The following is a 15,093-nucleotide window of genomic DNA, read 5'->3' on the forward strand; positions in this document are numbered from 1 at the left end:
GAACCGGGTACAAGTTCTCTTGAACGCGCATCCTGTCCGAAAACCGTTTCACGCTTTTCAGGATACGCTCATACCCGCCTGCTTCATTGCAGGCGGGTATGTTTTTCATGCTGCTCACGCTTACAGCGTGCGCGAAACATGCTCGACGCGGAAGGCTTCGATGATGTCGCCTGCGCGGATGTCGTCGTAATTCTCGAAGGCCATACCGCATTCCTGGCCGCTCGGCACTTCCGCCACTTCGTCCTTGAAGCGCTTGAGCGTCTTGAGCTTGCCTTCGTGGATAACCACGTTGTCGCGGATGAGGCGCACGCCCGCACCGCGCTCGACCTTGCCTTCAGTGACACGGCAGCCAGCAACCTTGCCAACCTTGGTGATGTTGAAGACCTCAAGAATCTCGGCATTGCCGAGGAAGGTTTCGCGGCGTTCCGGCGACAGAAGACCCGACATGGCCGCCTTCACGTCATCGATGAGATCATAGATGATGTTGTAGTAGCGGATTTCGATGCCCTGCTGTTCGGCCGAGTCACGCGCCTGCTTGTTGGCGCGAACGTTGAAGCCGATGATCGCGGCATTGGAGGCTTCGGCCAGCGACACGTCGCTTTCCGTGATGCCGCCCGCGCCCGAATGGACGATACGCGCACGCACTTCGTCGGTGCCGAGCTTGTCGAGCGCATTGGTGATCGCTTCGATGGAACCCTGCACGTCGCCCTTGATGACGAGCGGGAATTCCTTCGTGCCCGACACCGTCAGCTGATTCATCATCTGTTCGAGCGAGCCGCGTGCGCCGGACTGGCGAGCCACGGCCTTGTCGCGGGCCAGACGCTGACGATATTCGGCGATTTCACGCGCCTTGGCTTCATTGGCGACAACGGCAAAACGGTCGCCCGCCTGCGGCGTGCCCTGAAGGCCGAGGATTTCGACCGGCATGGCCGGACCGGCTTCCTTGACGTGCTCGCCACGGTCATTGACCAGAGCGCGCACGCGGCCCCATTCGCTACCCGCAACCAGAATGTCGCCGGGATTGAGCGTACCCTTCTGCACGAGAACGGTTGCAACCGAACCGCGACCGCGATCGAGCTGCGCTTCGATGACCACACCTTCCGCCGTGCGGTCCGGGTCAGCCCTGAGATCGAGCATTTCGGACTGAAGCAGGATCGCATCGAGCAGCTTGTCGAGATTGATATTGTTCTTGGCCGAAACTTCGACGTCGAGGACTTCACCGCCCATCGATTCCACGAAGACCTCGTGCTGCAACAGGGCCGTGCGAACCTTCTGCGGATCGGCGGCGGGCTTGTCGATCTTGTTGATGGCCACGATGATCGGAACCCCTGCCGCCTTGGCATGGTTGATCGATTCAATCGTCTGCGGCATCACGCTGTCATCGGCAGCCACCACGAGGATGGCAATGTCGGTCGCCTGCGCACCACGGGCGCGCATTGCCGTGAAGGCAGCGTGGCCCGGCGTATCGATGAAGGTGATCTTCTGACCCTTCTGTTCGACCTGATAAGCGCCGATATGCTGGGTGATGCCACCGGCTTCTCCGGACACCACATTGGCGTGGCGGATGGCGTCGAGCAGCGAGGTCTTGCCGTGATCGACATGGCCCATGATGGTCACGACCGGCGGACGCGAAACCAGCGCAGCCTCATTGTCGGCAACGTCGAAGATGCCCTCTTCCACGTCCGATTCAGCAACGCGCTTGACGGTGTGGCCGAATTCCTCGGCGATGAGCTGCGCGGTATCGGCGTCGATCACGTCGCCCGGCTTCATCATCTGGCCCTGCTTCATCAGGTACTTGATGATGTCGACCGAACGCTCGGTCATGCGCTGCGCCAGTTCCTGAAGCGTGATGGTTTCAGGGATAACGACTTCACGCGAAATCTTTTCGCGCGTTTCCTGCATCTGCGAGCGTTTGAATTTTTCCTGACGGCGACGCATGGCCGAAAGCGAACGCGAACGACCGCCCTCTTCCTCAAGATTGCTCGACAGTGTCAACTTGCCGCGACGACGATCGTCGTCACCCTTGGTGGCCTTCGGCGCACGTACTTCCGGCTTGGCAGGCGTACCGCGACGTACGCCGCCACGACGGTCGTCGTCATCATTAGGCTGGCCGGGCTTGCGGAGCTGGCTCTGCGGCAACGGCTTGCCCGGAATCGGAGCGGCATCCGCCAGCGACGGCGCTGCGGGACGCGGACCACCCTGCTGTGGACGACCGCCCTGCGGGCGACCGGCCTGCTGCGGGCGGGCGCCCTGCGGAGCAGGACGCGCATCGGCGCGAGCTTCGGGCTGCGGCATACGCTTTGCGGCTTCTTCTTCCGCCTTGCGGCGCGCGTCGGCCTCAGCCTTGAGACGCGCGTCTTCTTCCGCCTGACGGCGGGCGGATTCTTCGCGTTCCTTGGCGCGACGCGCATCTTCCTCGGCGCGGCGCTTGGCTTCTTCAACCGCGCGTGCACGTTCTTCTATTTCACGCGCCTGCGCGCCTTCGAGCGCACGGCGGCGTGCATCCATCTCGGAGCGCGACAGCGTGTTCAGCACCATGCCGGAGCGATCGGACGGACGCGGGCGCTGCGCCTGCTGCCCGCCGGGGCGCTGCTGCACGGGGCGTTGCTGCTGGGCGACATGCGGCCTGGTTACCGGTGCGGCGGGTGCTGCCGGAGCCTTCGCAGCGGGCGCGGGCGCTGCCTGCGGCGCGGCAGGTGCTGCCGGGGCAGCAGGAGCCGGCGCTGCGGGCTTCGGTGCCGCTGCTTCGGTTTCCGGTTTCTCGTCAGGCCGCGAGAACTTGCGCTTCTTGGTTTCAACGACGACAGCCTTCGTGCGGCCGTGGCTGAAATTCTGGCGCACGGTGCTCTGTTCGACGCCTGGCCGTTTCAGGGTCAGCGTCTTCTTGGTGTTGACGCTCAGCGTCTTGTCGTCGTTCGTTTTATCGCTCATTACGTTTCCGTTTCCTTCGCGGCTCCGGCCGCTCTCCTCGAGCATTATCCAACGCGACCGGGTCATGTTGGATAATGCTCGAGTCATCCGCTTCAACGCATAATCCGCTACGAGGCCTGCCAGAACCTCTCCGGGACTACGCTCTAATCCAGATTCGATGCGCTTTCACCGCGATAGCGATGCAGCAAAAGCGCCCGCTTTACGAACCCGGCTGCCGCCTTTCCTTCAAGCACGGCTGCATGTATCACATTTCCGCCCCCAAATGCCAAATCCATTTCTTCACCCGAAAAAAGAGTGAAGGACGGGATTTCCGGGCCATCCAGATGCACCACGGCGCGGCGAGCCTGATCGAGCTTGCGCACACCGTCAGCGGCGGCTTCGCTCGCATGGAGCACCATGGCGGCCGTCCCGGTGCGGATCGCCTGATCCACCTTGGTCGAACCCGACACCACGGCGCCGGCCTTGCGCGCCAAGGCCAGACTGCCCAGCGCGGATTTCGTCAGCAGCTGATCGACCAGCGCGCCAAGATCCGCCTGCGGCGTCACGCCTTCCTTCAGCGCCCGCGCAAACAGCTTGCGCTTGACCGCCTCGTCCACCAGCCGGCGCTCGGCTTTCACCCAGCATCCCCGGCCCGGCAGATTCCGTTTCAGGTCCGGCACGACGGAACCGTCGGGGCCTGCCACAAAACGGATCATTTCATCGGCAGAACCGCTTTCGCGCGTGACGATACAGGTTCTGTCGTTCATTTCGGGCTCCACGCGCATTCCTGCCCCGCCCTATACGGACTTGCACTCAAATTCACAACCAGAAACCCGATACCAAAAATCAAATCTGGTAATACGGGTCATTTCAACATTTCAATTGCCAGAGCTGCACGACCTGAAAACCGCGCGGCTCCGGCAATTTACAAGGCTTACGAAGCGGCTTCTTCCTCGCCGGCTTCCTCGGCCACTTCTTCCTGAGCCGATGCCAGTTCTTCTTCCGTGATCCAGCCGGCCTTCAGGCGAGCCGCCAGAACCATCTGCTCCGCATCGACGCGCGAAACGTCGAAAGCCGAGAAAATGCCGCTATGGGTCGTCGTATCGCCGTCCTTGCGTTCACGCCAGCCGACGAGATCGTCAGCAGCATAACCGGCAAAATCCTCGATGGTCTTCACGCCGTCTTCGCCGACCGCGACCAGCATGGCCGTCGTCATGCCCGGCAGTTCGCGAAGCGCGTCCTCGACGCCGAGCTCCTTGCGGCGGGCATCCTGTTCGCCTTCGATCCGGTCCAGATATTCGCGGGCACGGTCCTGGATTTCGCCAGCCGTATCCTCATCGAAACCATCGATGGATGCGATTTCGCCCGGCTCGACATAGGCCAGTTCCTCAATCGAGGCAAAACCTTCGGAAGCCAGAACCTGACCAACCATCTCGTCGACGTCGAGGGCTTCCATGAAGAGGTTCGAACGCTCGGTGAATTCCTTCTGGCGGCGTTCGGATTCCTCGTCTTCCGTCAGAATATCGATGTCCCAGCCGGTGAGCTGCGAAGCGAGGCGGACATTCTGGCCGCGACGACCGATCGCAAGTGATAGTTGGTCATTCGGGACGACAACTTCAATACGTTCCGCATCTTCATCGAGAACAACCTTGGCCACTTCAGCAGGCTGGAGCGCGTTGACGATGAAGGAAGCCGCATCCGGCGACCACGGAATGATATCGATCTTTTCACCCTGCAATTCGCCGACAACGGCCTGAACGCGGGAGCCGCGCATACCGACGCAGGCGCCGACCGGATCGATGGACGCATCACGCGACACGACGGCGATCTTGGCGCGGGAACCCGGATCGCGGGCAACCGACTTGATCTCGATGATGCCGTCATAGATTTCCGGCACTTCCATGGTGAAAAGCTTCGCCATGAACTGCGGATGGGTACGCGACAGGAAAATCTGCGGGCCGCGCTGTTCGCGACGCACGTCATAGACATAGGCGCGGATACGGTCGCCATAACGGAACGCTTCGCGCGGGATCAGTTCGTCGCGGCGCACGATGGCTTCGCCACGCCCCAGATCGACGATCACATTGCCATATTCGACGCGCTTGACGGTGCCGTTGACGATCTCGCCGACACGATCCTTGAATTCGTCATACTGGCGGTCGCGCTCGGCTTCACGCACCTTCTGCACGATGACCTGCTTTGCCGACTGGGCAGCGATACGGCCAAAATCCATCGGCGGAAGCTGGTCGGCAATGAAGTCGCCAATCTGCGCATCCGGATTGCGGTCACGGGCCGTGAACAGCGAAATCTGCGTGGCGTAATCCTCAACAGTCTCCACGACTTCCAGCAGGCGCTGAAGCTTGATCTCGCCGGATTTCGCATTGATGTCGGCGCGGATATTGCTTTCCTGACCGTAACGCGAACGCGCCGCCTTCTGGATCGCATCGGCCATGGCCGCAAGAACGATCTCGCGGTCAATCGACTTCTCGCGTGCGACCGCATCGGCGATCTGCAGAAGTTCCAGCCTGTTAGCACTGACTGCCATCGGTATCTCCTTGGTGTCGCACCCGGCGTCTCCTCGCGCGGATGCCTGAAACTCAGTTCGTTACTTTTCGGTTTCGCCCGACGCCGCTTCACCGGACTGCTCGTCCGCTTCATCGCCGCCCAGATCGTCACCGGGGATGCGGCCTTCGCGGATCGCCTTGTCCTTGCGCAGCGCGTCGCGGATCAGATCGTCGGTCAGGACCAGACGCGCATCCGAAATCAGATCGAAGGGAATGCGCACGACCGGCTCGCTGCCATAGGAGACCTGATCGCTTTCGAGCACCACCGATTCCGCATCGCCCAGCACGATGCGGCCACGAAATTTCTTGCGGCCCTCATGCACGATGGACGTCTCGACGCGGGCGATATGACCGGCCCAGTCGGCGAAATCCGACTTGCGCACCATCGGACGATCGATGCCCGGCGATGAGATTTCAAGATGATACTTGCCGCTGATCGGGTCTTCGACATCGAGAACCGGCGCTATCGTGCGGCTGAGCAGTTCGCAATCGTCAACGGTCATCGTGCCGTCGGGCCGCTCGGCCATGACCTGCAAGGTCTGGCCGTTCAAACCCGAAAGGCGCACGCGCACCAGACGAAAGCCCAGCGTATTGATGATCGGCTCGACAATAGCCGCCACTTTCGCATCGATGCCCGTCTCGCGGACGATGCGCTCGTCCACCGCAACCACTGGCGCTTCCACTGCCGGCATGTCGGTTTCGCTTGCCTGAACCTGTTCCGTCAACCTGATAGACCTCTTCAAATATGCTCCAGGTAACAAAAAAGAGCGGGACCGGACGGACCCACTCTTGTTCGTTCGACCAAGAATTTGAAACCTATATACCAGCGGAAGCTGTTTTTTTCAAGGTGCAATTCGAGGCCGTTATCAGCGCCGGATGAAGGTCAGATAGGCAGCTACGCGGCCTTCGCGAAACGCCTTGGCTTCATAGCGTGTGCCCGGCCAGCCTTCATAGGCATCGTTCCAGTCGGACGGGCCTTCCGCCTGCCAGTCGAATGCATCGTGACGGCGGCAATGCTGCAAGGTCCAATTCACGTAATGTTCGATATCGGAGGCAAAGCGGAATTTTGCGCCAGGCTTCAAAACACGCGCAAAACGGTCGAGATTGGCATCACTGACGAAACGGCGCTTCCAGTGGCGGCGCTTGTGCCATGGATCGGGATAGAAAAGATCTATGCCGGACAGCGATGCCTCCGGCAGCCAGTCGAGAACCGCCGTCGCATCCTCGTCATAGAGACGCAAGTTCGGACGCGCTTCTTCATCGAGCGCCGCCAGCATCTTGGCCATGCCATTGACGAAGGGTTCGACGCCGATAAAGCCGGTCTGCGGATAGCGCCCGCTTTCGTGATAAAGATGCTCGCCGCCGCCAAAACCGATTTCCATGCGCACCGCCTCGACAGGCACGGCAAAAAGCGCGCGCAGGTCCGATGGCGCGGGCGCACCAAGATCGAGCTTCAGGCGCGGCAGAAGCTCTTCGAAAAGATCGTTCTGATGCTGGCGAAGCGGCTTGCCGTGACGGCGGCCGAAAAAATTTCCGGCCGCGCGTACTGGATGGGATTCATCGCTCATTCTTGTCAATCAGGCAGCGAGAGCAGCCTTCAATGCCTTGGTGAGATCGGTCTTCTCCCAGGAGAAGGAACCGTCGCGACCCGGCTTGCGGCCAAAATGGCCGTAGGACGAGGTCTTGGCATAGATCGGCTTGTTGAGATCGAGATGCTTGCGGATGCCGGTCGGCGACAGGTCCATGACATGGCGCAAAGCTTCTTCGACGGCGGATTCTGCGACCTTGCCGGTTCCGTGCAGGTCGACATAGACAGAAAGCGGCTGCGCCACGCCAATGGCATAGGAAAGCTGGATCGTGCAGCGGTCGGCAAGACCGGCGGCAACCACATTCTTGGCCAGATAGCGCGCCGCATAGGCTGCCGAACGGTCGACCTTGGTCGTGTCCTTGCCGGAGAACGCGCCGCCGCCATGCGGGGCCGCACCGCCATAGGTGTCCACGATGATCTTGCGGCCCGTCAGGCCCGCATCGCCATCCGGTCCGCCAATGACGAACTTGCCGGTCGGGTTGATGTACCAGTTGCAGTTGGCGGCAATCGGCAGATCGCCCAGCGCTTCGCGGATATAGGGTTCGACGACCGAACGCACCTTCTTCGAATCCCAACTTGCATCCATGTGCTGCGTCGACAGCACGATCTGGGTGACTTCCGCAGCCTTGCCGTTTTCATAGCGCACCGTCACCTGGCTTTTGGCGTCAGGGCCGAGCTTACCGGCATCGCCTTCACCCTTGTGGCGGGCTTCGGCCAGCTTTTCGAGAATCTTGTGCGAATAATAGATCGGCGCCGGCATCAGGTCCGGGGTCTCGCGGCAGGCATAGCCGAACATGATGCCCTGATCGCCAGCACCTTCTTCACCCTGACGGTCGGCTGCATTGTCCACGCCCTGCGCGATATCGGCGGATTGGGGATGCAACAGCACGTCGATCTTCACCGTCTTCCAGTGGAAGCCGTCCTGTTCGTAGCCGATTTCGCGGATCGCCTTGCGCGCCGCCGAACGGAAACGCGAAGGATTGATAAGCGGATGACCGGCCGCATCATGCGCGACGGAACCGTCCTTATTCTTCTTCAGCAAAGTTTCCGGCACACGTACTTCACCGGCAATCACCACGCGGTTGGTGGTGGCAAGCGTTTCACAGGCAACACGAACCGACCACGGATCGACGCCGGTGCGGCGCGCTTCCTTGTAGATCATGTCGACGATTTCATCGGAAATACGATCGCAAACCTTGTCCGGATGTCCTTCAGACACGGATTCGCTGGTGAAGAGATAAGAACTGCGCGACACGGGTAACCCCTCTTGAAAATCCAACGGAGAAAATCTCCGCCACGGAAACACAGTAGCGCCCGGAACATTTTCGTTTCCGGGCACATTCATGTGTTAGCGAAGTTGGGAACAAACCGTCAATGCATATTCTTGTTGCGACACTGCGCGGGCGGAAAATTTCATTCCCCGACTGCCGTCATGTCATCCCGGATATTCAAAGTCGCAAAAACCGGCGGGGCAGGTCACGGCCCCGCTTTCCGCCCCGATCGGACGTTCGCTCAGTCCGCATCCGCGGCGAGCGATTTCACGAGATCAATGATCTTGCGGCGTACTTTCGGGTCTGAAATTTTCGTGAATGCGCGGGTAAGCTGCACGCCTTCATTGGAATTCAGGAAATCGACCACATAGGTCGCTTCATTATCCTCGGAAAAACCAGCCGTTGTGGTGCCGGAACCCGGTGCATCTTCAAAAAAGAAGGAAACCGGTACATTCAGGATGGACGAGATCGCCTGAAGGCGGCTTGCACCGACGCGATTGGTGCCTTTCTCGTACTTCTGAATCTGCTGAAATGTTATTCCGAGGCTTTCACCGAGTTTTTCCTGACTGAGGCCCAGCATATTACGGCGAAGACGGATGCGGCTGCCGACATGTACGTCAATCGGATTGGGCTTCTTTTTATTCTCAATCATACAACTGTCACTCCTCGCAACTGCGAGCTTTCATTCATGCCCCGTTCATCAGAACGGGGGTAACATTACGTTTTGGGAGGTAGTCTGACGGTTTTCCGCAAAACCGTCGCCGCAGGGGCCATAACATCTTAACTATATTAGTCTGTCAATGAAAACGCCTGCCATTTGACAGCCGGAAAGCCATGCTCATAACGAGTAAGGTTAATAGCACAGCAACTGTTTGCCATCGACCCGGCGGAATGCCCCAAAATGGTGCACGAGGTGACGGTAGGGAAGCGTCGATGACACCGACATCATCGAGCGCCAGTCCGGCGGTGATTCGACCATAAGCATCAATGACACCGGAAAGACCATTATTGGCTGCACGAATGAGCGGCAGCCCCTGTTCGACCGCGCGCACCTGCGCCTGACGGAAATGCTGATACGGTCCCGGCGTATCGCCATACCAGCCGTCATTGGTGACATTGATGATGGCTCCGGCCTTTTCGCCCGTGTAACCGAGTTCGTCAGGGAAAATGGCTTCGTAGCAGATGAGCGGCAGAAAGGTGCGGCCGTCTTTCACCTTCAATGCGCGGCGCGACGCGCCAGCGGTGAACCCGCCCGGCATTTCCACCACTTCCTGAAGCCCCAGACCGCGCAGAAGATGTTCATATGGAAGATATTCGCCAAAGGGCACCAGATGCACCTTGTCGGCGGTATCGACGATCTCACCCCGTTCATCGATCGTAAAGATGGAATTATAGTAGCGCGGCTCGCCCCCGTCCGCCGACAGTTCCTCCCGAACCGCTCCGGTGAGCAGCACCTGCCCGTTTTGCAAGGCCCCGCCAATGCGCGACATTGCCTCGGGCGTTGAGGTCAGAATGTAGGGAACCGCCGTTTCCGGCCACACGATCACGTCGGGCTTCGGTTTCCCCCCGGTCGGAGCCGTTTCGCTGAGAGCCACCAGCTTGTCGAAGATCGCCCGGCGCTCGGCATTGTCCCATTTCATGGTCTGGGGGATGGAAGGCTGCACGATGCGGACCGCAAACGCGCCTTTCTCGTCGGCAATCGCTGGAGCGCGCGAAAGCGTCCAGGCACCGAAGCCGACATGGGCTGCGACGAGCAGCACGGCAAACGCGATACCGCTTCCTGCCAATCGGCCGCCGGTCAGCAAAGCTGGCGCGGAAAACACGAACACCGCGAATGCGCTCATGCCCACAAGGCCCAGAACGGCAACCGACTGCATGAGCAGCGGCGTCGGCATGACTGCATAGCCGATGGCGTTCCACGGAAAGCCGGTAAAGAGGAAAAGGCGCAGCCATTCGGCCAGCGCAAAACCAAATGCCAGCGCAAAAATGCGCCCCAGTCCGTCCGACCAGAAAAAGCGCGCGACCATCGTCGCCAATGCGTAGAAGAGCGCCAGAAAGGCCGGCAATCCCAGAACTGCCAGCGGTAACGCCCATGCGAACTGGTCCGCATCGACCAGAAGCGCGGCACCGATCCACCACAGGCCCGAAACGAAGTAGCCGAAGCCGAACCACCAGCCGACCATGGCTGCGGGAAGGAAACGCCGGACCGGACCGGCATCCTCCCTGGGGATTGCACCGTCGATCAGCCAGACAAGGATAGGAAAGGAAACGAAACCGGCGATAAAAATGTCGAAAGGCGGCTGTGTCAGCGTGGCGAAGGCGCCGCTCAAAAAAGCGGCCAGCGCACGACGCCAGCCGCTCGAAACAATGATTCTTCCCGCAAGCCTTTCGATCATCAGGCCTCTTTGGAGCTGCCCGCGGCTTCCATAGCCTCGTCAGCATTGTCGCCGGGTTTGGTGGAAACCACGGCGCGCTGCTGGCGACGACGGTCGGCAGCGGAAAGCGGCACGATGCGCACCTTCTTCACGCGGCGCGGATCGACTTCCAGCACATGGAATTCATAGCCCGGTATGGCCTGCACCACTTCGCCACGCACCGGAATGCGTCCCAAGACGGAGAAGATAAGGCCTCCGACCGTATCGACGTCCTCGCCATGCTCACCGACTTCGAATGTCGGGCCGATCTTCTCGGCCAGTTCCTCCAGATCGGCGCGGGCATCGACCACGAAAACGCCATCGGCTTCCTCGGCGATCATGATTTCTTCGTCGTCATGCTCGTCTTCGATATCGCCGACGACCATCTCGACAATGTCTTCCAGCGAGACCAGGCCGTCCGTTCCGCCATATTCGTCGATGACCAGCGCCATCTGGATATGGGTCGCCTGCATACGCGCCATCAGGCCGCTCGCCATCATGGACGGCGGCACGAACAGGACCTTGCGCATGAGATTGAGGTCGCCGATCGTCTTGGTGAGATCGATACGGCCCATATCGAATTTGGCGGCCTTGGCGGCCTTGGCGGTATTGACGGCATTGTCTTCCGCCGTGGCCTTGCGCGTGGTGCGGCGCGTCGATTTCTGCCGCGCCTGACGCGTGATGTAATTGAGGACGTCGCGGATATGGATCATGCCGCGCGGATCGTCCAGCGTCTCGGCATAGACCGGCATACGCGAATGGCCGGATTTTTCGAAAAGCTCCAGCACCTCCCATAGCGGCGCGGTGATTTCGACCGCCTCGACATCGGCGCGGGGAATCATGACGTCTTCGACGCGCATTTCACGCAGACGCAGGATATTGTGCAGCATCGCCTTTTCTTCAGGCGAAAATGCTGAATCCTGTTCGCTTGTCGTGCTGGACAGGGCATCGGCCAGATCCTCGCGCAGGGAAGACGACTGGCGCGAGCGCATGAACGGAAAAATATTCGACAGAAGGGAACGCTTCTCGGCCGCTACGGGCCGCTGCGTACTTTGCCCTTCGGCGTCTTGTGTCTCGCTGCGATTTTCGCCAGCGGACGGAGGGTGCGATGTTTGATCAGCCATGGTCTATCGTTGTTAATGTTCTATTCGGATACAGCATAAGGGTCCGGGATGGCAAGAGCATGAAGGATTTCGCGCTCCTTGCCTTCCATCACTTCGGCTTCCTCATCCGTCTCATGATCGTAACCCAAAAGGTGCAGAAACCCATGCACGACGAGGTGAGTGAGGTGGTTTTCGAGCGGCTTTCGCTCTTCGAGGGCCTCACGCTCGACGGTTTGGCGCGCAATGACGATGTCGCCCAGCATCGGCCCCGGCTGCGAACCGGCCTTGACCGGAAAGGCCGGGAACGACAGCACATTGGTCGGCTTGTCCTTGCCGCGCCATTCCGCGTTCAAAACCTGAATGGAGGCATCGTCGGTGAAAACGACGCTGAGCTCGCTTTCCGCGCTTTTCAGCCCGAGAACTTCCCATCCAGCCTCGACCGACTTTCTGACAAGCGCTTCAAGCGTAGGTTCGTCGGACCAGTTGCCGGCCTCGACCATGATATCGATATGGATCGCGTTGTCTGACACGTTTTGTGGCGGCTCTCCGCAATGGCCAGCCGCTTCGTCCTTTCAGTTGTACGAAAGCCGCCTGCCCCGAAAGGCAGACAGCATCTTTTTAGATCGTCACTCCGGCGAAGAATTGCAAGGCCGCAGGCGTGCCTATTCCGAACGCGCGTGCTTCTTGCCGTCGCGATCATAGGCCGTGACGATAGCTGCCACCAGCGGATGGCGCACCACGTCCTTTTCGGTGAAGCGCACCTTGATGACGCCTTCCACATCGTCCAGTACGCGCAGCGCCTCCACCAGACCGGATTTCTGGCCCGGCGGCAGATCGATCTGGCTCGGGTCGCCGGTGACGATCATGCGCGAACCTTCGCCAAGGCGGGTCAGAAACATCTTCATCTGCATCGACGTCGTATTCTGCGCTTCATCGAGGATCACCGCCGAATGGGCCAGCGTGCGCCCGCGCATGAAGGCGAGAGGCGCGATCTCGATCACGCCCGCGGTAATGGCGCGCTCGACCTTTTCCGCCGGCATCATGTCATAAAGCGCGTCGTAAAGCGGTCGCAGATAGGGATCGACCTTTTCCTTCATGTCGCCCGGCAGGAAGCCGAGACGCTCGCCTGCCTCGACAGCCGGGCGCGACAGGATGATGCGTTCCACAAGCCCGCGTTCGAGAAGCATGGCGGCATGGGCGACGGCCAGATAGGTCTTGCCCGTACCGGCAGGCCCGACGCCGAACACCAGTTCGGAGCGGTCGAGCGCGCGCATATAGGCGTCCTGCGTCGGCGTGCGGGCGAAAATAGTCTTCTTGCGCGTCGAAATCTGCGCAGCGGAAAGCTTGCCCTTGTTTTCCATGGTCGGCAGCGTCAGCTGATCGTCGGCGGCGATCGCCATGCGCAGCGCTCCGTCGACATCCGACGTCGTCAGCTCATGGCCTTTCTGCAGCGTTTCATAGAGGTGATCGAGGGCGCGCCGCGCCTGTTCGGTCGCCGTCGGTTCGCCGCGGATCGAAAGCTGGTTGCCCTTGGAGCGGACATCCACGCCGAGCTTCTGTTCGATGCGGGCGAGATTTTCGTCGAACTGACCGTAAAGCGCGCTGGCAAGGCGATTATTGTCGAATGTGAGCACGATATGGGCCATATCCGAGGCCCCGGTCGTCGGGCTTTTTTGCGTTTGATTGGTTGGCTTGGCAGGTTTCAGCTTTTCCGTGGCGCTCAACCGCATCTCCTTGAGAGTTCACGCATTGCAATCACAAGACCGGCAGGATTATCGGCAAAAGATCAACGCGCCGAAACATCTGCCCTGCGTTCATCATGCCTTCACCCAAGTTTTTGCGCAACAAGACTATTGGTGCCGGTCGATGTAATTTTAACAGAAATGATGTCACCGACCTGATCCGCATTGTCATCGACGATCACCGGCAGAAGCCACGGCGAACGCCCCACCATCTGGCCAGCCTCACGACCCGGCTTTTCGAGCAGCACATCCATCTCGCGCCCGATCATGGAATCCTGGAAGGCATATTGCTGTTCGGACAGGAGTGCCTGAAGGCGCTGGAGGCGCTCGTCCTTTACGGCTTCCTCCACATGGTCGGGCAGATCGGCGCCCGGCGTGCCCGGACGCGGCGAATATTTGAACGAATAGGCCTGCGCGTAATTGACCTCACGGACCAGTTTCATCGTATCCTCGAAATCCTGGTCGGTCTCGCCGGGAAAACCAACGATGAAATCGCCAGACAGCGCCATGTCCGGGCGAACGACCCGAATACGTTCGATCAGGCGCAGATATTCGTCCGCCTTGTGGCGGCGGTTCATGGCCTTGAGAATCCGGTCGGAACCGGACTGCACGGGCAAGTGCAGATAGGGCATCAGTTGCCGCAGATCGCGATGCGCGGCAATCAGGCTGTCATCCATGTCGCGCGGATGGCTGGTGGTGTAACGCAGGCGCGCAATACCGGGAATGCGCGCAAGGCGGAACAGAAGCTCGCCCAGCCCCCATTCGCGACCGTCCTCGCCCTCGCCGTGCCAGCCATTGACGTTCTGGCCGAGCAGCGTCAGTTCGCGCACGCCGCCATCGGCAAGCTTTTCGGCTTCCGCAACGATCTGCTTCACGCTGCGCGAGACTTCCGAACCGCGCGTATAGGGCACCACGCAGAAGGTGCAGAACTTGTCGCAGCCTTCTTGCACCGTCAGGAAAGCCGAAACGCCGCGCCTGCGGGTTTCTTCGCGCTTCGGCGACGGCAGATGCTCGAATTTGTCTTCAAGAGCATATTCGGTTTCAACGACCTTCTCGCCACCGCGCACCCGCGCCAGCGCATTGGGCAGACGATGATAGGTCTGCGGCCCGATGACCAGATCGACATTGGGCGCGCGGCGCAGGATTTCCTGACCCTCGGCCTGTGCGACGCAGCCCGCAACCCCGATGGTCAGTTCCTTGCCGTTCTCAGCCCGCTTGTGCTTCATCTTGCGCAGGCGACCCAGCGCGGAATAGAGCTTTTCCGATGCTTTTTCGCGAATATGGCAAGTGTTGAGCAGAACCAGATCGGCATCGTCCGGCGTGTCGGTCGCGACATAGCCTTCCGCGGCAAGGCTGTCGGCCATGCGCTGGCTGTCGTAAACGTTCATCTGGCAGCCATAGGTTTTGACGAAAACCTTACGGGTGTTTGGACGCTCTGCCTGCGGTTCGGTATCGGGGATCGTGTCGCTCATGCGGGGCTATCTACAGCTTTTGCCGCCAT

General features: G+C 60.2%; 12 protein-coding genes. All 12 read right to left on the reverse strand.

Going from position 1 to position 15,093, the window contains the following annotated elements; translation table 11 throughout:
- Nucleotides 1-120: 120 nt before the first annotated feature.
- The 12 genes from infB to miaB all read right to left on the reverse strand — a co-directional run bounded on the left by infB (nt 121) and on the right by miaB (nt 15,064).
- Nucleotides 121-2,931: a translation initiation factor IF-2 gene (infB, locus tag FHS76_RS01080; protein ID WP_183646799.1), complete on the reverse strand. Its 2,811-nt coding sequence runs from the start codon at nt 2,929-2,931 to the stop codon at nt 121-123.
- Between the two features lie 143 nt (nt 2,932-3,074).
- Nucleotides 3,075-3,695, reverse strand: coding sequence for an RNA-binding protein (locus FHS76_RS01085; RefSeq protein ID WP_328700428.1), 621 nt, complete (start codon nt 3,693-3,695; stop codon nt 3,075-3,077).
- Between the two features lie 149 nt (nt 3,696-3,844).
- A complete protein-coding gene (gene nusA, locus FHS76_RS01090) occupies nt 3,845-5,455 on the reverse strand; it encodes a transcription termination factor NusA (RefSeq protein ID WP_183646803.1) in 1,611 nt (536 codons plus the stop codon).
- Between the two features lie 60 nt (nt 5,456-5,515).
- The gene (rimP, locus tag FHS76_RS01095; RefSeq protein ID WP_183646805.1) at nt 5,516-6,199 is read right to left on the reverse strand and encodes a ribosome maturation factor RimP; all 684 of its coding nucleotides are present in this window, start codon (nt 6,197-6,199) and stop codon (nt 5,516-5,518) included.
- A 141-nt stretch (nt 6,200-6,340) separates the two neighbouring features.
- Nucleotides 6,341-7,042, reverse strand: a complete 702-nt coding sequence (trmB, locus tag FHS76_RS01100) for a tRNA (guanine(46)-N(7))-methyltransferase TrmB (protein WP_183646807.1) — start codon at nt 7,040-7,042, stop codon at nt 6,341-6,343.
- 9 nt (nt 7,043-7,051) lie between these two features.
- On the reverse strand, nt 7,052-8,317 hold the full coding sequence (gene metK / locus FHS76_RS01105) for a methionine adenosyltransferase (protein ID WP_183646809.1): 1,266 nt from the start codon (nt 8,315-8,317) through the stop codon (nt 7,052-7,054).
- A gap of 257 nt (nt 8,318-8,574) precedes the next feature.
- Nucleotides 8,575-8,985 carry a helix-turn-helix domain-containing protein gene (locus tag FHS76_RS01110; protein WP_183646811.1) on the reverse strand — a complete coding sequence of 137 codons (411 nt, stop codon included), beginning with the start codon at nt 8,983-8,985 and terminating at the stop codon, nt 8,575-8,577.
- Nucleotides 8,986-9,130: 145 nt separating this feature from the next.
- Entirely contained in the window at nt 9,131-10,729 is a 1,599-nt protein-coding gene (gene lnt, locus FHS76_RS01115) for an apolipoprotein N-acyltransferase (protein ID WP_183646814.1), read from the reverse strand.
- Nucleotides 10,729-11,871, reverse strand: coding sequence for a hemolysin family protein (locus tag FHS76_RS01120; protein WP_183646818.1), 1,143 nt, complete (start codon nt 11,869-11,871; stop codon nt 10,729-10,731). Before FHS76_RS01120 ends, lnt begins: the two co-directional genes overlap by 1 nt.
- A gap of 20 nt (nt 11,872-11,891) precedes the next feature.
- Nucleotides 11,892-12,380: an rRNA maturation RNase YbeY gene (ybeY, locus tag FHS76_RS01125; RefSeq protein WP_183646821.1), complete on the reverse strand. Its 489-nt coding sequence runs from the start codon at nt 12,378-12,380 to the stop codon at nt 11,892-11,894.
- Nucleotides 12,381-12,512: 132 nt separating this feature from the next.
- Nucleotides 12,513-13,574: a PhoH family protein gene (locus FHS76_RS01130; protein ID WP_183646824.1), complete on the reverse strand. Its 1,062-nt coding sequence runs from the start codon at nt 13,572-13,574 to the stop codon at nt 12,513-12,515.
- A 101-nt stretch (nt 13,575-13,675) separates the two neighbouring features.
- Entirely contained in the window at nt 13,676-15,064 is a 1,389-nt protein-coding gene (gene miaB, locus FHS76_RS01135; protein ID WP_183646827.1) for a tRNA (N6-isopentenyl adenosine(37)-C2)-methylthiotransferase MiaB, read from the reverse strand.
- Nucleotides 15,065-15,093: the final 29 nt, after the last annotated feature.

Source organism: Brucella daejeonensis (assembly GCF_014199265.1).
GTDB classification, from domain to species: domain Bacteria; phylum Pseudomonadota; class Alphaproteobacteria; order Rhizobiales; family Rhizobiaceae; genus Brucella; species Brucella daejeonensis.